Here is a 21,336-nt window from a genome sequence, read left to right on the forward strand (position 1 = left end):
GATCAGCCGGCGCCGTGCGTGAGCAGCTCGGCCAGGGCGTCGAGGCCCTCGCGAGTGCCGACGGCGACGACGGTGTCACCGGAATGCAGGGGCGCCGTCGGCGAGGGCGACGGCTCGATCTGGCCGTCGCGCGCGATCGCGACGATGGAGGTGCCGGTGCGGGTGCGCGCCTTGGTGTCGCCGAGGACACCGCCGACGTAGGGCGAGTCGGCGGGGAGCACGAGCTGCTCGGTGAAGAGACCGGTCGCCTGCTCGCCGATGCCGGTGAGCTGGCTCATCATGACCGAAGCGCCGAGCACATCGGCGAGAGCGGCGGCCTCGTCGTCGGTGAGCTTGATCGACTCGCGGCAGGCGTCGGGATCGTCGATGTCGTAGAGCGCGAGGTTGCGCTGACCGTCCCGGAGGGCGATGACGCCCACACGTCGACCGGCTTCGGTCAGCACGTCGTGGCGCGTGCCGATACCCGGCAGGTCGACCTTCTCGATACGGACAGTCACCCAGGAACGGTAGCACCTAGTGAGGACCGTCCCGCCGCCGTTCGCCGCAGGCCGAGCGGTGGGGCGTCGCCGATCCTCGCGGCGGACTCAGGCCGGCGCCGCGGCCTCGAACAGGTCGCGGTGTCCCCGGGTCATCGCGAAAGCGGAGTGCGTGTCCGCCTCGAGCCAGTCGTGGCCGCCCCACTCGCTGCAGACGAAGCCCGAGTAGCCGGTGGCCTCCAGCGCGGATCGGATCTCGCGTGTCGGTCCGCTGACCCGATCATCGTCGTCGACGAGGTCCCAGTACTTGAGATGAACGGACGTCGTATCGGCGAGGAAGTCCTCCCATTCCGCCACCTGGGAGCAGCCGAACCTCCGGAACGGCATCTCGAGTCGGCGGAGAGCGGGCGGGGCGAGTCGCAGTGGTTCGGCGAGGGCCTGCAGTCGGGTCCAAGCATCGGGGCGGCGGCCCCGCCAGAGGTCGTCGGCGGCGGACAGAAGCTCCTCGGTGGCGCCCGACGCGATCAGGCTGTCGCGCCAGGTGACCGGGAAGGCGGCCATCACCAGACTCGAGTCGAAGACGAACCCGATGGACTCGGTGTCGTATCGCGCGCGCAACTCGCGGTGGCGGTCGATCGCGGGGGAGTCGGGCCGGGCGCCGCCCTGCACCTCCTCCAGGAGCTTCACGTCGAGACGCTCGAGGTCGGGGATGAGCGAGGAGATAAAGTCGGCGGACAGCGCCCCCAGCCCGACGCGGGCACCGAAGAAACCGACCGTCGCCGCCGCCTCGAGCTGACGGAGGACGAACATCCGGAGCTCCTCCTGATCGCGCCGGCCGCGGCTGTCGATCCGGATGTCGGCGTAGATCCCGAGCATGGTGGGAGTCGCACCCACGCGCTGGATCGCGTCTCGCGTGCGTGCTGCCTCGTCCTCATCGATAGCGGGGAAGCTCGCGAAATGCTGGGCGGCATCCACTTCGATCGCGGTCGCGAGCCCGCTCGAGACGATCTCCTGGATCAGCTCATCGGGCGATGCCGCGCCCTCCATCAGTTCGTTCGTGAACGAGTAGAGGGTCGTCGCCCAGGTGGTATCGGTGGTGTCGGTCGTCGTCATCGTCGTCCTTCTCGCTCGTTGTCGTGGTCATTGACTTCATTCCGTCGGGTGCATAGGTTCGCCGCATGAGTACACAGACGTACGTCCTCCGGCCGGACAGCCTTCGCCGTCGCGAAGGCGGGGCCACCCTCCTGGTGGGTCTTCCCTGGTACCGGGCCCTGCCGTGGGCCGGAGTCGCAGCCGTGCAGGTGACTTTCGACGGCCGTCCCGTCGACGTCCTGTCGATCGACGGAGGGCCCGTCGCCGCGACGCAGCGCCAGGACTACTGGTCCCTCCAGCACCGGGCCGAGCTTCACCTGGGGGAGGAAGCCCCGAGCGGTCGGACGACCGTGGCTCTCCATGTTGACCTCCGAATCCCGGGACCGACGAAGCCCGACGGATCCCCGATGGACTACCGCTTCGAGACCCAGCGCGAACTCGTCGCGGATATTTGAAGTTCTGACACTTTCGGAACCCGGGCGACTGCGTCTATTGTGGCACTCGAGAGTACCTACCGCAGTAACTCCCACTCAATCACAGAAGGTCAATGATGCCCATTCAGTCGAAACAACGCCGTCGGCTCCTGCTCGCCGTCGGTGTCACCGCAGTCGCCGGGCTCGCGCTCGGCGCGTGCTCGTCTCCCGCTCCTGAGGCCTCGAGCGATCCCGACGCACCCGTCTCACTCCGCCTCTCCGTCGAAGCGGGCGCCGTCGACGCGCCCGTGGCCGTCCTCGCCGCCAAGTACTCCGAGGAGCATCCGAACATCACCTTCGAGGTCGAGGCGGTTCCGAACGAGCAGTACGGCGAGGTTCTCCGCACTCAGCTCCAGGGCGGCAACGCGCCCGACGTGTTCTACGTCACGGGCGGAAACGGCAACGCGCACTCGGCTCTCCCGCTCGCCGAGGCGGGCTACCTGGTCGACCTCTCCGGCACCGTCGCCGAGGAACTCTTCACCGACTCGACGCGGTCGCTGAGTGAGTACGACGGCAAGATCTGGACGCAGCCCTACGACTTCGTGCCGATCGTGAACAACTACAACGTCACGGTGGCCGAGGAGCTCGGCATCGAGCTTCCGTTCACCTCCGTCGACGATGTCCTCGACGCCTGCGCTGTCGCCACCGACGCCGGCAAGACCCTCCTCCGGCTCGCCGGTGCGGCGGTGCCGAACGCGGGCCTCACCACGCTGCAGATGGCGGCGACGCGCGTCTACGCCGACGACCCGGAGTGGAACCAGAAGCGCCTCGACGGCGACGTGACCTTCGCCGACACCAAGGGCTGGACCGAGTCCCTCGAGCTCATCCTCGAGCTGCGCGACGCGGGCTGCTTCCAGGAGGGCGTCGAGGCCGGCGTCATCGCCGACAACGTGCCGGCCATCGCCGCAGGAACCTCGCTCGGTGGATTCGCGCCCGGCGGCCAGGTCGGCGACCTCCGTCGGGTGAACCCCGACAACGAGTACCTCTCGACCGCCTTCCCGGGCGACAAGGGCGAGAAGTGGATGTTCGCATCGCCGACCAACATGCTCGCCCTCAACGCATCGTCGGATGAGGCGAAGCAGAAGGCCGGCATGGACTTCCTGGCCTGGCTCGCCGAACCGGAGAACGCGGATGAGCTCGCCGCAACCAGCGGAAACCTCTCCATCCGTGCCGGTTCGGGTGCGGCTCTGCCGGACCAGTACCAGTACATCTCCGACTACTTCACCGACGAGAGCTACCAGCCCCTCGCCAACCTGCAGTGGCCGAGCCCCGAGGTGTACAACACGCTCGGGACCGGAGTCCAGGGGCTGCTGACCGGTCAGACGACCGTCGACGCCGTCCTCAAGGCCATGGACGCCGCTTGGGATTCAGCCGCAGGCTGATCCCGCCCACCGGCGCCGGCGGGGGTCACCCCGCCGGCGCCGTTCCACTCCAACTGAGGAAGATACGCAACGTGGCAATCTCTCCGGCCCCCCAAGTGACCGCTCGACGCAGAGGCAGAGCCTCTGGTCCCGACTACGGCAGCAGACTCTTCGCCTCGTGGTGGTGGGCGATCCCCGCACTCGTGGCCTCGCTGCTGATCCACTACGTGGCCGTGGCAGCGGGTGGAACCTTCGCTTTCACCAACTGGAAGGGCATCGGCTCATTCGAGTGGGTCGGCCTCGACAACTTCGTGAAGATCTTCTCGGGTGATCTCGGCCGGACGGCCATCGTCAACACGCTCATCCTGGCCTTCGGCTTCGTCGTGGGCACCAACCTGCTGGGGGTCCTCCTGGCGCTGGGGCTCAACCGCGGGGTCAAGACGCGTTACTTCCTCCGCGTCGTGATCTTCATGCCCACGGTCCTCAGCCCGCTCGCCGTGTCCTACATCTGGCGGTTCATCTACCAGCCGGAGGGGCCGCTCAACTCGTTCCTCGGCAGCGTCGGTCTCGAGTCGTGGCAGAGGACCTGGCTCGCCGATCCGACCACCTCGCTCTGGACGATCCTCATCGTCATGGTCTGGCAGAGCACCGGCCTCGTCATGGTCATCTACCTCGCCGGCCTGGCGGGCGTGCCGCAGGAACTCGAGGAGGCCGCAGCCATCGACGGGGCCAGTGTCTTCCAGCGCTTCCGGCTCGTCGTCTTCCCACTGATCCGACCCTCGTTCGTCATCGCGTCGACGCTCATGCTCATCCAGGGCCTTCGGGTCTTCGACCAGGTCATGGCGCTCACCGGAGGAGGCCCGTTCAACGCCACCGAGACCCTCGCCACGCAGGTCTACAAGCAGACCTTCGCCTACGGCCAGTTCGGCTACGGCGCGGCCCTGTCGCTTGTCCTGACCGTCCTCATCATCGTCATCTCGCTGGCGCAGATGGCACTCACGAGCAGCCGAGAGGGGAAGAGCTGATGTTCAACAGATATACGCCGGCCACGTTCATCCGCGAGGTCCTCCTCATCCTCGCGACCATCGTGGTGCTGTTCCCCTTCTACCTGCTCGTCGTCATGGCGCTGAAGGGCACCAAGGAGGCCACGGTCTCGTCTCCGGTCGCACTGCCGACCGCGCCGACCCTCGAGAATTTCGCCACCGTGCTGTCGGGCGAGGGCAGCCGCAACGTGCTCATGGGCCTGCTGAACAGCACGATCATCACGGTCGGCAGCGTGGTGATGCTCATCATCCTCGGCTCGGTGGCCGCTTATGCGATCGCCCGGCGGCCCGGTCGGCTCGGCGGCGCCGCGTATGTCAGCTTCGTGGTCGGCATCATCCTGCCCTTCCAGCTCGCGATCATCCCGACCTACGTCGCACTCCGGGTCCTCGGCCTGCTCGGCACCCACGTCGGCATGATCCTGCTCTACACGGGCCTGCTCATGCCGCTGACCGTGTTCCTCTACACCGGGTTCGCCCGGGCGCTGCCGAGGGACTACGAGGAAGCCGCCGCCATCGACGGCGCGAGCAAGATCCGCATCTTCGTGAAGATCGTGTTCCCGCTGCTGGCGCCCGCCACCGGAACCGTCGCCATCCTGACCGGTCTCATCGTCTGGAACGACTTCTTCAACGCGCTCATCTTCCTGAGCGGATCGAGGTCGACGACCCTGCCGGTCATGGTCTACAGCTTCGTCGGAGAGAACGTCACGGCGTGGAACCTCGTGTTCACCGTCGTCATCATCTCGATGATCCCCATCCTCGCGTTCTACCTGTTCGCGCAGAAGAAGTTCATCCAAGGATTCGCTGGAGGTATGAAGGGTTGACCCACAACATCAAGAGAGGCGTGAGCCTCTACAGCTACCAGGAAGAGGTCTTCCTCGGGAAGCTCGATCTCGAGTCGGCCATCGCCGCGTCCGCTGCATTCGGGGCGAACGGCATCGAGATCATCCCCGAGCAGTCCTTCGACAACTTCCCGAACCTGACCGACGAGCAGGTGGCGAACTGGTTCGCTCTGCATGAGAAGTACGGGACCGTTCCCACGGCCTACGACATGTTCATCGACCTCAAGCGTCGCGCCGACCGGCTGATGACGCTGGAGGAGGGGCTCGAGTCCATCCGTCGCGACATCGACCTCGCCGACCGACTGGGTACCAAGGTCATCCGCGTCATCATCAACACGCCCCCCGAGGTCTACGAGCACGCTGCGCCCTACGCGGAGGAGAAGGGGATCAAGCTCGCGCTCGAGATCCACGCTCCCATGAGGTACGACCACCGCTGGGTCCAGCAGTTCCTCGAGATCATCCACCGCGTCGACAGCCCCTCGCTCGGACTGCTGCCCGACATGGGCACGTTCGTGCGGATCTTCCCGCGCGTCGTGTCCGAGCGGGCGCTCCGCGACGGCGGCACGCCGAAGCTGGTCGACCACATCGTCAAGGTCTACAACGACCACCCCACCGACCTGCAGACCCTGAGCCGCGAGATCGCGTGGCGCGGAGGCAATGCCGTCGACATGGGCCTCGCCGCCGCGGCGACGGGCTACAACTGGGTCGAGCCGTCGACGCTCATCCCGCACATGCCCTACCTGTTCCACATCCAGGCCAAGTTCTACGAGATGGTCGACGACACCCACGAGTACTCGATCCCGTACGACGAGATCATCCCCCTGCTGATTGACCACGGCTACAACGGCTACCTCTCGAGCGAGTACGAGGGCAACCGTCACATCCAGGACGTCGAGCCGGTCGACAGCGTCGAGCAGGTGCGCCGCCAGCACGCCATGTTCGTGAAGCTGCTCGGCGAAGCCGACTGACCCCGACCACGAGGAGATCACCATGTTCGACCGTTACATCATCGTGGAAGACACGCTCCGCAACGTCGAGGGCGACGACGCCGTCACCGGTTACGCCGTCGACACCCGCATCGGCTACTACCGCGGCCTCGGCCTGTCGATGGTCGACTTCGACCTCGAGGTCGACGGCCAGCCGATCCCGAAGGATCGGATCACCTTCCGCGTCCACGACACCGACTACCCGGCGACCTCCCTCGGAGACGTCTACGACGACAGGTGGGGCTTCGGAGAAGCAGCGACGCTGATCGTCGACCAGCCGGGCGGGCTCGCCTCGGGGGAGCACGAGGTGCACTACCACCAGCGGCTCCGCATCTCGTACCTGCCCGTGCCCAGTCAGAACGACGACACCAAGGTCATGTCGGTCGCTGGGTGACGAACCACGCTGAGACGGATCCGGCCGGCAGCTCTCCGCCGGATCCGTCATGAGCACGGCGCTCGCGGCCGACAGCGAGCGCGGCACCTTCCGGGCGCTGCGCCACCGGGACTTCCGGCTCTGGATCATCGGTCTGCTGCTCTCGAGCATCGGTACCTGGATGCAGATCACCGCGCAGGACTGGACCGTTCTCACGATCCTCACCGACGAGGACGCGAGCTCCCTCGCCCTGGTGATCGCCCTGCAGACCGTGCCGCAGCTCCTGCTCCTTCCCGTCGCGGGCTATGTCACCGACCGGTTCTCGCGCCGCCGGGTGCTCGCCGTCACCCAGGTCTGGATGGCCTGCGCGGCGGTCGCGCTCGGGGTGCTCGTACTCACCGGCGTCGCCCAGTACTGGCACGTCTGCCTGATGGCCGCCACCCTCGGAATCGCCCAGGCGTTCGATGCGCCGGCACGCCAGACCTTCGTGGTCGACCTCCTCCCGCCGAGCGGACTCAGCAACGGGATCGCGCTGGGCGGCGCCACCTTCAACCTGGCCCGCCTCATCGGCCCCGCCATCGCCGGCGTGCTGATCGGCCAGGTCGGTCCCGGCTGGATCTTCCTCGCCAACGGCGTCTCGTTCTCGGCGATGCTGATCGCCTTGTCGCTGATGCGGCTCGAATCGGCCCAGCCCCGGCCGAGACCCGAATCGGGCCTGAAGTCGATGCTCAGCGGGATCTCTTACGTCGTGCATCACCAGGACATCCGAATCCTCGTACTCCTGGTATTCCTCGTCCTCGGCTGCGTCGGGGCGGCGATGAACCTCCTCGTGATCTCGACGGCGACCATGGTCTTCGATGTGGGCGCCGAGGCGTTCGGTCTGCTCACGTCGTTCATGGCCGTTGGCTCCGTCATCGGGGCTCTCTTCGTCGCCGGGCGACGCGAGCCGAAACTGAAGTTCCTGCTCGGGAGCATCTCCCTGATCGGCGTCTCGCTATGGGTGGCGTCCGCGATGCCGACGTTCGTCGCCTTCGCCTGCGTCATGCCCGTGCTGGGGTTCGGGCTCATCGCCTCTCTCGCCACCTGCAACGCCGCCGTCCAGGTTCGAACCGATCCCGCGATCCGCGGACGGGTGATGGGCGTCTACATCGCCGCATGGATGGCCGGATCACCGGTCGGCGCACTGGTCTTCGGCGCGATCGTCGACGGCGCGGGTGCGCGGGCGGCGCTCGCCGCAGCCGGGGGAGTCACGCTGGCTGCCGCGGCGGGAGCTGCGGTGCTCTTCGGGCTTCGGCGCACCGGTCGCCCCGGGGCGGACGCGTCGACGGATCCGTCCACGTCGGCTCTCGATCCCCGGGAGGAACGAGCGTGATGCGACGGTCAGCCGCGGCGGGCCCTCGCGATGGCGTCCCGAGCCTCCGGCGAACGGAACAGGGCGAGCGACTTCGCGACCAGCGCCGCGGCGTCGCGATCGAGCGCGGTGATGGCTTCGACGTTGAGAATGGCCTTCGATTCGCGGAGGCCCTGAGGGTCGGCCCGCAGCAGGGAGTCGGCGATCGCCTGCACGACGGAGTCGAGCTCCGCCCGCGGGGCCGTATGCGTGACCAGGCCGAGTCTCGCCGCCTCGTCCGCGGTGATGGACTCGCCGGTCAGGAACAGGCGCGCGGCATCTCGCGAAGCGAGTCGGCGGAGGACGGTCGCCGACACGACCACCGGGGCGAGGCCCAGCCGCGCCTCGGTGAAGGCGAAGTCCACCTCGTCGGCGGCGACCACGAAGTCGGCAGCGCCCAGGATGCCCAGGCCACCGGCGCGGGCCGCCCCGTGAACCCGTGCGATCACGGGCACCGGCGAGTCGAGGATGTCGCGCAGCAGTCCGACCAGAAGCTCCAGCGCGAGCCGCAGGCGCTCGGGGTCCTGCTCCTTCAGGTCGAGCCCCGCGCAGAACGCCGGCCCCTCTGCGGCGATCACGACGACCCGGGCATTTCGACGCGCCTCGGCCAGGCCCTCCCTGATCCCCTCGACCAGCTCGGGGGTCAGCGCGTTCCTGTTGTGCGGACTGGTCAGTGTGATCGTCAGGATTTCCTGCGATTGGACCTGCGCGACGGAGGCCGTATATTCCATAGTAACCACCTTAGTAGTTAGTATTGGGGCGATGAGAAAACTAGATCTGCACTGCTACCCGGGCACACCAGAGTGGGTGCGCTCGCAGGGGCCGTTCGCGGCGGCGCTCGCCGAGTACTGGAACAAGCCGTGGGACGGCCGACCCGAGCAGGATGTCGTCGATGACATCCGCGCCGCGGGCATGCAGGCCCTCCTCGTGGCCTTCGACATCGAGAGCATCCACGAGAACTCGCCCGCCTTCCAGAACCAGGAGGTGGCCGCCATGCGCGACCGCCATCCCGATGTCTTCGTCGGGGCCTGGGGAGCCGTCGATCCGTTCAAGGGCGAAGCGGCCCTCGTCGAGATCGAGCGCACCGCGCGCGAGGACGGCGTGCTCGGATTGCACTTCCACCCGATCATGGGCCGCTACCGGGTCGACTCGCCCGAGCTGCGCCCCATCTTCGAGTTGATGCGGGATCTCGGGCTCGTCGCCATGGTCGACGTCGGCACCACCGGCATGGGCGCCGGCTTGCCGGGCGGCCTCGGCTCGCGGATCGACAACGCGCACCCGATCGCGATCGACCATCTCGCGGCCGACCTGCCCGAGCTCACCATCATCGCGTCGCACCCGGGGTGGCCCTGGGTCGAGGAGATGACCGCGGTCGCCCTGCACAAGGGCAACGTGTTCTGGGAGCTGTCGGGCTGGGCGCCGAAGTACTTCTCGCCGCAGCTGAAGGTCGACATCCGCTCGCGTCTGCAGGACAAGATCATGTTCGGAACCGATCACCCCAGCATCCCCTTCGACCGGTTGTTCAGAGAATGGGATGAGCTCGGTTACTCGGACGACGTCATGGCGAAGGTGTTCCACGGCAACGCGGAACGCGTCCTCGGCGTCTGAACGCGACGAAACAGAAACGGAAGACAGCTGCATGAGCACATCACGACCTCGAGCCCTCGTCACCGGATCCGCGAGCGGGATCGGACGGGCGTCGGCCCTCCGGTTCGCCGAGGCCGGATACGACGTGACCATCAACTACGGCAAGTCGCGGGAGCGCGGCGAGGCGACCCTCGCAGAACTCGAAGCGTTCGGCGGGCAGCACGCCGCTGTGCAGGCCGACGTCAGTGACGACGCGGCCGTCGCAGAGCTCGTCCGCGTCGCCGCCGGCCCCGAGGGGCGGCTCGACATCCTCGTCAACAATGCGGGAACGACGATGGAGACGAAGCCCGAGGACCTCGACGGCATCGACCTCGACGAGTGGGACCGCGTCTTCGCCGTCAACGTCCGGGGACTCGTCCAGGTCACCCGCGCCGCGGCGCCCTTCCTCCGCGCCTCGGGAGGGTCGGTGGTCAACATCGCCAGCATCGTCGGTCTGCGCCCCGGACCGCAGCCGCTCGCCTACGCGGCGAGCAAGGCGGCGGTCGTGAGCCTGACCAAGACGCTCAGCCGGGTGCTCGCCCCCGAGGTCCGTGTCAACGCCGTCGCGCCCGGCTGGATCGCCGGCGAGTGGATGGAGCGCACGCTCGGAGACGGCTACGACAAGCTCATGGAGCGTCGTGCCAAGCTCACCCCCATGCGTCGCAATGTCGAGCTCGATGACGTGGCCGCCTCGGTGTTCACGCTCGCCACTTCGCACCCGTTCGTCACCGGCGAGATCCTCGTGATCGACGGCGGCTACACGGCGACGAGCTGAGCGCCGTGGCTCTCGACGGTGTCGTCCGCTTCCCCGCTGAATTCGCCGAGAAGTACCGCGCGGCGGGGTACTGGGACGACCGGCTGCTCATCGAACACTACGAGGACGCGTTCCGCGACTACGCGGACCGGGTGGCGATCGTCGACGACGACGAGAGCATCACCTACGCCGAGCTGGCGGAGCGCTCCATGGTCGTCGCCCGCAACCTGCACGATCTGGGCATCAGGCCGCTCGACCGCGTCGTCGTCCAGTTGCGCAACACCGCCCTGTTCGCATCGTTCTACCTCGGGCTGCAGCACCTCGGCGCGATCCCCATCATGGCTCTGCCCGTGCACCGCTACCGCGAGGTCGAGCAGTTCGTGCGTCTCGCCGGCGCCGTCGCCCTCGCCTCGCCGGCCGCGGCGAAGGACATCTCCTACCTCGAGCTGTTCGACCGGGTCTCGGCAGAGCATCCGACGCTGAAGCTGCACTTCGTCGAGGGCCCGGTGGAGCCGGGGGAGGGGCGGGTGTCGATCGACGACCTCCACGTCCGTGCGCCCCGTGCCACCGAGCAGGAGATCCGCGATCAGCGGGCCGGGCTCGACCCCGAGGATCCCGCCGTATTCCAGCTGTCGGGCGGGACAACGGGGATTCCGAAGCTCATCCCCCGGAGTCACAACGACTACGCCTACAACTCCAAACTGGCGGCGTCGGTGTGCGACATCCGCGAGGGCGATGTGCTGCTCGACGTCCTCCCCGTGTCGCACAACCTCCCGCTCGCCTGCCCGGGCATGCAGGGGTTCCTGTTCTCGGGGGCGACCGTCAGCCTCGTCGCCGTCCCACGGGCCGACGCCATCCTCAGCCGGATCGACCGCGACAGCGCGACGCACATCCACCTGGTGCCCGCCCTGCTGATCAAGATCCTCGAGGCGCAGCAGAGCGTCGGCGCGGACCTCGGCACGATGCGGGTCATCCAGAGCGGCGGTCAGCGTCTGCAGCCCGAGACCCGGCTCCGCGCCACCGAGGTGTTCCCCGTGGCGCAGGTCCAGGAGAACTTCGGCATGGCCGAGGGTCTGCTGATGTTCGTCCGGCTCGACGACCCCGACGACGTGCGTCTCGAGACGGTCGGGCGGCCGATCTGCCCCGACGACGAGGTCCGCCTGATCGACGAGGACGGCGTCGACGTCGCCGACGGCGAAGTCGGCGAGCTCGCGGCTCGTGGTCCGTACACGCTGCGCGGCTACTTCCGCGCCCCGGAGCACAACCTCACGGCGTTCACGCCCGACGGGTTCTACCTGAGCGGCGACCTCATGGTGCGCACCGCGTCGGGGAACTACGTCGTCGCAGGGCGGCGCAAGGACCTCATCAACCGCGGAGGCGAGAAGATCTCGGCCGAGGAGATCGAGAATCTCATGCTCTCCCACCCGTCGATCGTGATCGCCGCCGTCGTCCCCATGCCCGACCCGGTGCTGGGGGAGCGCATGTGCGCGTGCGTGGTGCTCCGCGAGGGGACGACCCTCGAGCTCCCGGAGCTCGTCGAGTTCCTCGCCGGGTTCGACCTCGCGCGGTTCAAGCTGCCCGAGGCGCTCCGCGTCTACGACGAACTGCCGCTGTCGCCCATCGGCAAGGTGTCGAAGAAGGACCTCGTGGCCGAGATCGCGCTCGAGAGCGCCTCGTCCTGACGGCCTGCTGATCTCGATACGACGAAGGGGCGGAGCCGATCGGCTCCGCCCCTTTCATTGCGCCTGAGGCGAGAGCGGTCAGCTGTCCTCGAGGACGGCACCCGCGGTGCGCACCGCGAGGGCGACGGTGGTGACGGTGGGGTTCGAGGCGGTCGGTGTCGGGATCACTCCGTTGCCGGCGACATAGAGGCCGGGAACGTCCCAGACACGACCCCACGGGTCGGAGACGCTCTCACCGTCGTTGTCCTCGCCCATCCGAACCGTTCCCTGGTAGTGGATCGAGCTGCCGGCGGGCACGAGTCGAGGGTGTCCGCCGGGCACGGGCACGCCCATCTTCTCGACGAGACCGCTGACGATGCCGAGCGCCCGGTTGATGGTGGCGCGATCGACGTCGGTCAGTTCGTAGTGGATCTTCGGCGCGGGCATGCCGAAGAAGTCCACCTCGGACTCGCTGAACTCGATGTGGTCCTCGAACCGGATGTCCTTCGTCGTGAAGCAGCCCAGACCGACGATCGGGCGGCGGTCGTCGCTCTCGACATCACCCACGATCATGGGAGCCGCATCGCGCTGCATGATCTGTCCGTGGAAGGGGTAGTCGGGTGCGTTGAAGGGGATCCAGCTGACCCCTGTCATCGCCTCGCGCTCCGAGTCGGCCGCCTGCTCGATCTGGTCGGGCGGCGCGATGCTCGGGTCGAGGTAGACCGAGCACATCACCTGCGGCTGGTCGTTGAGATAGTGGCCGAGTGCGCGGGGCCGGATCCCCGATGCCCACAGCAGCTGGGGCGACCCGAACGCGTCGGCGGCGACCACCACCTGCGGAGCTTCGACCTCTGACCGTTCGCCCGTAACCCGGTCCTCGATCTCGAGACCCCGGACGGCTCCCGAATCATCGAGGAGCACGCGGCGGGCGAGGGTGGAGGCGCGGAGCTCGAACGATTCGGGCCTCGTCGCCTCGTCGGCCAGCTCGCCGAGCACCGTGTCGGCTCCCGACCACCGCGGTCGGCCGCTCGGTGTCGGTGTGGCAGCGAGCGGCATGGCCTGGACGCGGCGATCGGCGGGCCGGCCCTCGTTGAAGAACTCTCCGAGCGCACGTTCGACGGCGGCGCGGACGCCGGACTCCGGATAGGCGTCCTGGGTCACGTGCAGCAGCTCGCCGGCTCGGTCGAGCAGGGCGTCGAGCTCATCGCCGGGGATGAAGGGGACGCGCTCGGTGTTGCCGGGCAGTGGGCAGGCGCAGGTCCAGTGCTGCCCCATGCCTCCGACCCCGGCGCTCGCAAGAGCCCCCGGCATGTTCGTCTGCGGGTCGTCCCCGATCATCTCGCCGATGAGGAAGGTCCCCGGGCGCGCGACGGGCCGACCCTGCCGCGAGTCGGAAACGGTAGTCCGACCGTCGGCGTTCGGGCCCTGGGCGAGACGTTCGGCGTTCGCACGCAGCTCGCCGCTCAGGTTGCGCACCGATTCGCCGGCCAGCGGCGTCGTCTGCGGTCCGCGTTCGACCATCAGGATGCGGGCGTCGGGGCGGGCCGCGGAGACCTCGCGGGCGACGGCACTGCCCGCGGGACCGCTGCCCACGATGATGAGGTCGTATCCGGACTGTTCGCTCACGTGCTCAGTGCTCCTCGAGGATCGAATCCGCCGCGCGCAGCGCGAGTGCCACGCTCATAAGGGTCGGATTGACGACGGTGTTGGTGGGGATCACGCCGTTGCCGGCGAGGTACAGGTTGTCGAACTGCCAGACCCTGCTCCAGGCGTCGCATACGGAGGCGCCGTCGTCGACGGCTCCCATCCGCATGGTCCCCTTGTAGTGCAGGCTCGCGCCGTTCGGCATGACGGCGGGCTCGCCACCGGGGATGAAGCTGCCGATGGCCCCCGCTACGCGCGCCTGGCTCTCGCGAGCGCCCGCGAGCTCGGCCTGCTCGCGCTCCGTCAGCTCGTAGTGCACGGTCATGTTCGGCATGCCCGCCCAGTCGAGTTCGTCGTCGTCGTAGGTGACGCAGTCCTCGTAGCGGGCGAACTTGCGGACTCCGAAGCCCACGTTGGCGTAGCCCCACGGGTTGCCGTGCAGCGGGTGGTCCTCGGGGATAGGGAGCGGCGACTCGTACATGTACAGGACCTGCGACGAGTACGGGTGGTCAGGCTCGGAGTAGGGGACGCGCAGCACCGCGGCGACGGGGTCGCTGGTCCCGGCGGCGGCCATCCGCGCACGCTCGTGCTCGATCTGATCGAGGGTGAGGCGACCGGCCAGCTTCTCCCCGTCGATGGCGACGACGCTGAAGACCCCGGGGTGATCGCTCAGGTAGTGGCCGAGCGCCGGGGGGCGGATGCCCGACGCCCACAGCAGCTGCGGGGTCCGAAGGGCGTCGGCGGCAGCCACAACGAGGTCGGCGGCGACGAACCGCTCGTCTCCGCCGCGCGGCTTCACCATCACCCCTGTCACGTGCCCACCGTCGTCGACGATCCGGGTGACGGGTGTCTCGGGAATCAGTTCGAAGCGGGAGGACAGCTCGGAGTCGGGATCGATGAGGGGTCCGAGCACCGTGTCGGTGCCCGTCCAGCGCATCGACCCGTCGGACTGGAGGTCGCCGGCGACGGGCAGCGGGCTCACGCCGTATCCCTCGGGGAGGAGCGCGTCGACGGCGTCCGAGATCGCGCTCTGCAGGCCGGCAGCGATCGCGGAACCGTCGAACGCGCGGTGCGTCGTGTGCAGCACCGCTTCGGCGCGCACGACCAGGTCGTCCCATTCGTCGGCGGGGATGAAGGGGATGCGTTCGCTGAACTGCGGGCGGGGTGTCGCGCAGGTCCAGTGCGCACCCTGCCCACCCACGCAGGTTGCGACGGCGGCGGCCGGGAACTCGGAGGAATGCCCCGAGCCCTCGCCCCCGAAGTCGATGAGGTGCGTGCCGGCCCTGGCCGTGTAGGTGCCCTCGATGACGGTCGTGATGGGGATGCCGAGGCCGACCGACTCGCCCTCGCCCGACTTGGGCCCCTGGGATGCCCGCCGGGCGTGGAGCTTCTCGTCGGGGTCGACGATGTTGCGCACGTTCATGCCCGCCGGATCCGAGACGACGGGTCCGCGCTCGAACATCGTCACCTCGATCTCGGGGGAGCCTTCGAGGAGCCGCCGGGCGAAGGCGGAGCCGACGGGTCCGCTTCCGACGACGACGACCTTCATGACGCCGCCGTGATCGGCTGCAGCACGTGCTGCAGGTACCACCCGTTGAGCATGGCGCTCGTCGGCGGGTGCGGCGAGAGATCGGATTCGACGGTCACCCAGCCGTCGTAGCCGTGGGAGACGAGGGCGCGGACGACGGCCTCCGCATCGACGATGCCGGCAGCCACGCCCAGCTCGAGGAACCAGCGCGGAACCGGCTTCTCCCCACCGCCCTTCTTCACGTGATGCTCGGCGTTCCGGCGCAGGTACTCGTCGTCATCGTCGACGGCTGCCGCGTTCTTGAGCTGCACGTGCGCGACCCGATCGGGGTGCGCCTCGATGAATGCCACCGGATCGAGCCCCGCCGCGGCGAACTCGCCCGTGTCGACGGAGAATCCGACGAGGGCGGGGTCCGTGGCGGCCAGGAGCCTCTCGAGCCCATCGTGGGAGCGCAATGCCGAGAGGAAGTCGAAGTGGAGGGCGAGCCGGATCCCGAGCGGGGCGATCGCGCGTCCCACATCGTTCCAGCAGGCGGCGATCGTGTCGATCACCGCGTCGTCGAGCTCGGGTCGCTGCCACGCCGATGCCGTGGGACGCACGACCAGCACCTCTCCCCCCAGCTCCGCGAGCGCTTCGGCGAACCAGGTCGCATGCGAGACCACCGAGTCGTGCGCGGCCGGATCGGCCGGGTCGGCGGGACCGGACAGGTCCTCGCGGAACCCGAGCAGCGGGTCGAAGAACCAGCTGCTCACCGCCTCGAGAGCAGCGTCATGGACGAAGTCGGCGAAGCCCGCCGCCGATCCGAAGTTCGCGGCGAGCTGATCGGGGTTGCCGAGCGGCTCCCAGCGACCCGTGCCGGTCGTCAGCTCGACACCGGTGAAGCCGCTGATCGAGATGACGCGCAGGGCGCGCTCGTGATCGCGACGGCGGGTGAAGTCGTCGAACGACGGCTTCCACTGGTTGATGGCGTACGACCACCTGATCACTTCGCGGCCTCCTCTCGTGCGACCTTCTCGAGCACGTTCTTGGCGTACCAGCGAGCGATGGCGGTGCTCTCGGCGTGGTCGCCGCCGAGCTTGTTGGCCTTGTCGTGCTCGACGCTCAGCCAGCCGTCGTAGCCGTTGCGCACAACCGCGCGCATGAATGCCTCGAAGTCGACGAGACCTCCCTCGTCGCCCATCTCGTGGAACCACCTCGGTGTGGTGGTCCCCATCAGTTCGGCGTCGGGGCGGCGGCGGTAGTCGCCGACGAGATCCTGGTGGCGCGTGTCCTTGAAGTGGAAACCCGTGACCCGATCGGCGTACTTCTCGTAGAACTCGACCGGGTCGACGCTCGCGATGCAGTGCTGCGCGGTGTCGACGAACAGGTTGACCAGGGCGGGGTCGGTGTAGGCGTAGAAGGTGTCGAGCTCCTCCTTCGACTGGATCCCGCAGAAGAACTCGTGGTGGCAGGTCAGCTTGACGCCCGCGTCGAGCGTGATCGCGCCGACCTTGTTCCACAGCTCGGCGGTGGTCTTGATCTTGTCCTCGGTGACCGGCTCCATGTCGTAGTAGAGCGTCGCCGGCATGACGATGATGTTGTCGAGCTGGATGCCCGACCAGCGGTCCATCGTGACCCGGAAGTCCTCGAGGATGTTGTCGTGCGTCGAGGCGATGTGGGGCGCGTAGTTGCGCTGGTCGTACGCCGCGGCGTGAAACGTGTTGACGATTCGCTCGAGACCGCGCTCCTGCACGAACTCCTGGTAGTTCGCAACCGAACCGTACTGGTCGATGATCGTGAAGTAGCGGTGGTCGAAGGTGTCGATGGCGTCGTAGCCGACCGCCGCGACCTGCTTCAGGAAGCGGTCCATCGAGTCGTAGGTCTGCCACTGATCGATCGGGCCGTTCGGCGACGGGCTCCGCCAGTGGTCCATGTAGCTCCACTTCATCGTGCGGGCTCCTCGGTTCGGGCCGCGGCGCGGAAACCGGCCGCGGCGATGTGGGTGAGATACCAGGCGTTCAGCATTGCGCTCGTGGCCGGTTCGGGCGACTGGTCGCTCTCGAGCACTACCCACCCGGAGTAGTCGGATTCGCCGAGCACGCCGAGCACAGCTGCGGCGTCGACGAGACCCGCCTCGCTCCCGAACTCGAAGAACCAGCGTTCGATCCGGCGCCCCGCGTTGCCCTGGAGCATGTCGACCTCTGCCCCCGGCAGAAGGTAGGCGTTCTCCGAGTCGACGAAATGGCTGTCCTTGAGGTGCACGTGCCCGATGCGGTCGACGTGTCTGCGGGCGATCGCGACCGGGTCCTCGCCCGCCACGACGAGGTCGGCGGTGCTGAGGGAGAGGTCGACGAGGTCGGGGTCGGTGGAGTCGAGCAGGCTCGCGATGCCCGCCGCATCCCGCAGGGGAGACAGGCAGTCGATGTCGGCGGCGAGCCGGACACCACGGTCCTTCGCAGCCGAGCCGATCCGCTCGAGCACCGAGGCGACCGCTCCGACGTCGAGGTCGGCTCCGATGCGGCCGGCGGGCTCGGTGGCCCGGACGACGATCCGATCGCAGCCCAGCTCGGTCAGGAGGTCGAGATACGGGTCGACCGCGGCGAGGATCCGGGCGTGATCGGCGGGGCGGGAGGTCGAGCGGAGGTCGAATCCCTCCTCGGCTGCCGGAGCCGACGGATCCCAGGTGAGGCTCGAGACGGCGTCGATTCCGCATTCGGCGAGCCGGCCGACGAATCCGGCCGACGACCCGTAGTTCAGTCGGAGATGCTCGGGGCGGCCGAGGTTGCTCCACCGGCCCGTGCCCGCCCAGAGCTCGACGGCCCGGAACCCCGAGACGGACAGCGTCTTGAAGGCGCGCTCGTGATCTTCGAGACGAACGAACGAGGTCGGGCTCTGGCGCCACTGGTTGAGGGCGTAGGAGTAGCGGAATCCGCTCATGCGGCACCCCCTCGGACCGAGTCCAGCACGTTGTCGATGTACCACTTCGCCACGGCGGTCGCCTCGGCGAAGTTGCCGCCGCCCAGGTCGGCCTTGTCGTGCTCTACCGTCAGCCAGCCGTCGAATCCACTGTCGAGGATCTCGCGCATCAGCGCCGGGAAGTCGACGAGGCCCTCTGGCGTGCCCATCTCGTAGAACCAGCGGGGCACTCCGGTCGCCATCAGCTCGGCATCAGGTGCCGTCCGGTACGCGTCGAAGTCGTCCACTCGCTGGGTGTCCTTGAAGTGGAATCCGCGGCAGCGATCGCGATAGCGGCGGAACAGCGCGAGCGGGTCGACCCCCGCGATCGTGTGCTGGGCGGTGTCGCAGAAGAAGCCGACCAGCTCGGGGTCGGTGTGCTCGAAGAAGAGCGCCAGCTCGTCCTCGGTCCTGATGGCCCCCCAGAACTCGAAGTGGCAGGTCAGGTTGAGGCCTCGCGGTGCGAGCATCGCGCCGACCCGGTTCCAGAGCTCGGCGGTGATCTTGATGGTCTCGTCGGTCACGGGCTCGACCTGGAAGTACGTGTTGGTCGGCATCACGATGACGTTCTCGACCGCGAGACCGTCCACGGCGGCAGCCGTGCGCTCGAAGTCGGCGAAGATCCGGTCGTGGGTCTCGCGGCGGTGAGGAGCCGCGAAATCCGTCGCATACGGGTAGGCGGCGAAGACGCCGGTGAGTCCGACGAAACCGTGATCCTGAAGGGCCCGCTCGAACGCCGGGACCGAACCGTACAACGACGCGTAGATCGGAAGGGTGAAGCCGAAGGTGTCGAAGCCGGTGAAACCGAGCGTCTCGAGCTGCCGAAGATAGCGCTCGGTGTGATTCCTGTTGAACGTCGGCTGCCGCGGTCCCTGGGGGGTTCCGGTTATCCAGTGATCCATATAGGACCAGCGTTTCCACGTCATCGTGCTCCTTTGCTCGCGATAACACTACCTACCTTGGTAGGTAGTTGCACCATTCGATCGCGAAGCTATGTCCCCCGGGGCGCGATCAGGCCGGGCGGCCGCCGGCCCGACGACGCACGCGGACGGGCGCTGCGGGCTCCGCGGTCTCGGGCTCGACAGCCTCCATGACGGGCGCGCGGTAGGTCTCGAGCGCCTGCAGGCCGGGGCCGTACGCCTCCACGAGCGTCGGCCCGAAGTCGGCGTAGACCTGCTGCAGATCGATGTCGTGGCGGATCATGCCCTTGACGGCGGCGATGATGGCCGTGTTGCCGGACTGCACGCCCTCCCAGGTCTCGCCGTCGACGGCGACCGCGGTCACCGCCTCCAACGAGTCGACCACGAGCGCGAGATGCCGTGCCTGATGGTGACGGTAGATGGCCCGGTCGGTGCTCGCGTGGCGGAAGATGCGCATGCCGTGCTCCTGGCGGCCCGCTGCGCCGAAGTCGAGCAGGATGACGTCGACACCGCGATCCACCGCCGCCCGGAGGGATGGGATGAGCGCGTCGAGCTCGGCCGGCGAGGTCGAGAGGTAGACGCGCCGCTCGGCGCCCTCGATGAGGCTACGCGCGGCGGCCATGACGCGATCGCCGGTGCGGAAACCACGCACCTGCACGGCGGGGGAGGTGTGGTCGTCGTGATGGATCGTCTTCGCGGCTTGAGCGGCGGACTCGTGACTGCGGCGGAACTCGCGCTCGAGGTCCTCGAGGACCTGATCGGGCGCGGTGGCGGCGAAGACCGCCGGGTCGTCGGCGATCTGCTGAGCGACTCCGCGTCGCACCAGGCGCCGCAGCGTCTCGTAGACCTTCGGCTGCGGCACGCCGGTCGCCTTGGCGACGCCGTAGCCGGTCAGGCCGTCGGACCCGATCAGTCCGACGTAGCACTTCGCCTCGTACTGGCTGAAGCCGAGCTGCAGCAGTGCATCGAACAGCTGCTGCCGCGACCCGGTAAGTGCCGTCTCATCAGTCATCACGACCTCCTGCGGAGAAGTATAGGACGGTAGTGGTTACCGGTGTAGTACGTGTCGCTCGGCGTGGGCTGTGCGTCTCAGCGGCGCTCGACGATCATGGCCATGCCCTGGCCGCCCCCGACGCAGAGCGTGACCATGCCGATGGTGCCGTCGATCTCCTCGAGAGTGGTCATGAGAGTGGTCAGCAGGCGGATCCCGCTCATGCCGAAGGGATGCCCGAGGGCGATCGATCCGCCGCGCAGGTTGACCTGCGAGTCGATGTCCATACCGGTGTCGCGCGCCGTGGCCAGGACCTGCGCGGCGAAGGCCTCGTTGAACTCGATCGCGTCGATGTCGCCGATGGTCATTCCGGCTCGCTCGAGCACTCTTCCGACGGCCTCGATGGGTCCGATGCCCATGAGTTCGGGCGCGATGCCCGACACCGACGTTGCGACGATACGTGCCCGCACGGGCAGCTCCTGCTCGGCGGCCAATCGGTCGCTCACGACGACGGCGGCGGCAGCGCCGTCGTTCAGGGGGCAGGAGTTGCCCGCCGTCACTCGGCCGTTCTCGCGGAATGCGGGTCGCAGCCCCGCGAGGGTCTCGAGGCTCGTGTCCCGTCGCGGACCGTCGTCGGTGTCGAACGAAGTCCCGTCCGGCAGTGCGACCGGCGTGATCTCCTTCGCGGTCGACCCGCTGTCGCGGGCGGCGATGGCGAGACGATGGGAGCGGAGTGCGAACTCGTCCATCTCGGTCCGCGTGATGCCGTAGCGGTCGGCGACGTTCTCCGCCGTCTCGCCCATGGCGATGTACATGTCGGCGAGGCCTCCCGGCAGCAGGAGCGGATGCTTGTCCTCGTCCCGGGTGCCGCGGCCGGTCGTGCTCGTCGACTCGACGCCCGACGCGAGGATCGCGTCCGACTCGCCAGACCAGATCGCGTGCGCCGACATGCGCATCGCCTGCAGGCTCGAGGCGCAGAAGCGGTTGACCGTCGCGCCGGGAACGGTGATCGGGAGGCCGGCGAGCGGGACCGCCCGGCGGCCGAGATTGCCGCCTGCCTTGCCCTCGGGGTAGGCGGTGCCGAGAAGCGAATCCTCGAGCGTGTGCGGGTCGATTCCGGAGTGCTGCACCGCGGCCCGCATCGCGGTGGCGACGAGATCGTCGGGGCGGACCTCCCGCAGTGATCCCTTCACGGCGCGGCCGATAGGAGTGCGGGTGAGTGAGGCGATCAAAGCTTCGGGCATG

General features: G+C 68.3%; 21 protein-coding genes. 10 read left to right on the forward strand and 11 right to left on the reverse strand.

The features are described 5' to 3' along the window. Nucleotides 1-2: 2 nt before the first annotated feature. Together DDQ50_RS04360 and DDQ50_RS04365 are read right to left on the reverse strand one after the other, a co-directional pair. Nucleotides 3-497, reverse strand: a complete 495-nt coding sequence (locus tag DDQ50_RS04360) for a cation:proton antiporter regulatory subunit (RefSeq protein ID WP_116755456.1) — start codon at nt 495-497, stop codon at nt 3-5. 87 nt (nt 498-584) lie between these two features. Next, a complete protein-coding gene (locus DDQ50_RS04365; protein ID WP_116755457.1) occupies nt 585-1,589 on the reverse strand; it encodes a hypothetical protein in 1,005 nt (334 codons plus the stop codon). 65 nt (nt 1,590-1,654) lie between these two features. Here DDQ50_RS04365 and DDQ50_RS04370 point away from each other — a divergent pair, with 65 nt between their 5' ends. The 7 genes from DDQ50_RS04370 to DDQ50_RS04400 all read left to right on the forward strand — a co-directional run bounded on the left by DDQ50_RS04370 (nt 1,655) and on the right by DDQ50_RS04400 (nt 8,015). Continuing rightward, nucleotides 1,655-2,023 (forward strand): hypothetical protein, encoded by a 369-nt coding sequence (locus tag DDQ50_RS04370; RefSeq protein WP_133245897.1) that lies wholly within the window; start codon nt 1,655-1,657, stop codon nt 2,021-2,023. Nucleotides 2,024-2,118: 95 nt separating this feature from the next. Continuing rightward, nucleotides 2,119-3,423, forward strand: coding sequence for an ABC transporter substrate-binding protein (locus DDQ50_RS04375; RefSeq protein WP_165829684.1), 1,305 nt, complete (start codon nt 2,119-2,121; stop codon nt 3,421-3,423). Nucleotides 3,424-3,494: 71 nt separating this feature from the next. Further along, a complete protein-coding gene (locus tag DDQ50_RS04380; protein ID WP_240614230.1) occupies nt 3,495-4,427 on the forward strand; it encodes a carbohydrate ABC transporter permease in 933 nt (310 codons plus the stop codon). Beyond that, nucleotides 4,427-5,266, forward strand: coding sequence for a carbohydrate ABC transporter permease (locus tag DDQ50_RS04385; protein WP_116755460.1), 840 nt, complete (start codon nt 4,427-4,429; stop codon nt 5,264-5,266). Before DDQ50_RS04380 ends, DDQ50_RS04385 begins: the two co-directional genes overlap by 1 nt. Then, a complete protein-coding gene (locus DDQ50_RS04390; protein ID WP_116755461.1) occupies nt 5,263-6,252 on the forward strand; it encodes a sugar phosphate isomerase/epimerase family protein in 990 nt (329 codons plus the stop codon). Before DDQ50_RS04385 ends, DDQ50_RS04390 begins: the two co-directional genes overlap by 4 nt. A 22-nt stretch (nt 6,253-6,274) precedes the next feature. Beyond that, entirely contained in the window at nt 6,275-6,664 is a 390-nt protein-coding gene (locus tag DDQ50_RS04395; protein WP_116755462.1) for a C-glycoside deglycosidase beta subunit domain-containing protein, read from the forward strand. A 49-nt stretch (nt 6,665-6,713) separates the two neighbouring features. Further along, nucleotides 6,714-8,015, forward strand: coding sequence for an MFS transporter (locus DDQ50_RS04400; RefSeq protein WP_116755463.1), 1,302 nt, complete (start codon nt 6,714-6,716; stop codon nt 8,013-8,015). Nucleotides 8,016-8,023: 8 nt separating this feature from the next. Here the strand turns inward: DDQ50_RS04400 and DDQ50_RS04405 are convergent, their stop codons facing one another. Continuing rightward, entirely contained in the window at nt 8,024-8,764 is a 741-nt protein-coding gene (locus tag DDQ50_RS04405; protein WP_116755464.1) for an enoyl-CoA hydratase-related protein, read from the reverse strand. A gap of 31 nt (nt 8,765-8,795) precedes the next feature. Here DDQ50_RS04405 and DDQ50_RS04410 point away from each other — a divergent pair, with 31 nt between their 5' ends. Genes DDQ50_RS04410 through DDQ50_RS04420 form a run of 3 tightly spaced genes read left to right on the forward strand, consistent with a single transcriptional unit; the run spans nt 8,796 to nt 12,095 of the window. Then, nucleotides 8,796-9,641 (forward strand): amidohydrolase family protein, encoded by an 846-nt coding sequence (locus tag DDQ50_RS04410; protein WP_116755465.1) that lies wholly within the window; start codon nt 8,796-8,798, stop codon nt 9,639-9,641. Nucleotides 9,642-9,672: 31 nt separating this feature from the next. Further along, a complete protein-coding gene (locus DDQ50_RS04415; protein ID WP_116755466.1) occupies nt 9,673-10,434 on the forward strand; it encodes an SDR family NAD(P)-dependent oxidoreductase in 762 nt (253 codons plus the stop codon). 5 nt (nt 10,435-10,439) lie between these two features. Then, entirely contained in the window at nt 10,440-12,095 is a 1,656-nt protein-coding gene (locus DDQ50_RS04420) for a (2,3-dihydroxybenzoyl)adenylate synthase (RefSeq protein WP_205663566.1), read from the forward strand. Nucleotides 12,096-12,173: 78 nt separating this feature from the next. Here the strand turns inward: DDQ50_RS04420 and DDQ50_RS04425 are convergent, their stop codons facing one another. From DDQ50_RS04425 to DDQ50_RS04460, 8 genes are all read right to left on the reverse strand, one after another. Continuing rightward, on the reverse strand, nt 12,174-13,700 hold the full coding sequence (locus DDQ50_RS04425) for a GMC oxidoreductase (RefSeq protein WP_116755468.1): 1,527 nt from the start codon (nt 13,698-13,700) through the stop codon (nt 12,174-12,176). Between the two features lie 4 nt (nt 13,701-13,704). After that, nucleotides 13,705-15,267, reverse strand: coding sequence for a GMC oxidoreductase (locus tag DDQ50_RS04430; protein WP_116755469.1), 1,563 nt, complete (start codon nt 15,265-15,267; stop codon nt 13,705-13,707). After that, complete coding sequence (locus DDQ50_RS04435) at nt 15,264-16,232, reverse strand: sugar phosphate isomerase/epimerase family protein (RefSeq protein WP_116755470.1); 969 nt, start codon at nt 16,230-16,232, stop codon at nt 15,264-15,266. The genes DDQ50_RS04430 and DDQ50_RS04435 overlap by 4 nt, the downstream gene beginning before the upstream one ends. Next, complete coding sequence (locus tag DDQ50_RS04440; RefSeq protein WP_205663567.1) at nt 16,229-17,173, reverse strand: sugar phosphate isomerase/epimerase family protein; 945 nt, start codon at nt 17,171-17,173, stop codon at nt 16,229-16,231. Before DDQ50_RS04440 ends, DDQ50_RS04435 begins: the two co-directional genes overlap by 4 nt. Beyond that, nucleotides 17,170-18,162 (reverse strand): sugar phosphate isomerase/epimerase family protein, encoded by a 993-nt coding sequence (locus DDQ50_RS04445; protein ID WP_116755471.1) that lies wholly within the window; start codon nt 18,160-18,162, stop codon nt 17,170-17,172. The genes DDQ50_RS04440 and DDQ50_RS04445 overlap by 4 nt, the downstream gene beginning before the upstream one ends. Continuing rightward, nucleotides 18,159-19,106 carry a sugar phosphate isomerase/epimerase family protein gene (locus DDQ50_RS04450; protein WP_116755472.1) on the reverse strand — a complete coding sequence of 316 codons (948 nt, stop codon included), beginning with the start codon at nt 19,104-19,106 and terminating at the stop codon, nt 18,159-18,161. Before DDQ50_RS04450 ends, DDQ50_RS04445 begins: the two co-directional genes overlap by 4 nt. Before the next feature lie 85 nt (nt 19,107-19,191). Further along, nucleotides 19,192-20,112, reverse strand: coding sequence for a TrmB family transcriptional regulator (locus DDQ50_RS04455; protein WP_116755473.1), 921 nt, complete (start codon nt 20,110-20,112; stop codon nt 19,192-19,194). 77 nt (nt 20,113-20,189) lie between these two features. Next, on the reverse strand, nt 20,190-21,335 hold the full coding sequence (locus DDQ50_RS04460) for an acetyl-CoA C-acyltransferase (RefSeq protein ID WP_116755474.1): 1,146 nt from the start codon (nt 21,333-21,335) through the stop codon (nt 20,190-20,192). Nucleotide 21,336 lies beyond the last annotated feature (1 nt).

Origin of the sequence: Amnibacterium flavum, assembly GCF_003097495.1 — a bacterium.
In the GTDB taxonomy this organism is placed as follows: Bacteria; Actinomycetota; Actinomycetes; order Actinomycetales; family Microbacteriaceae; genus Naasia; species Naasia flava.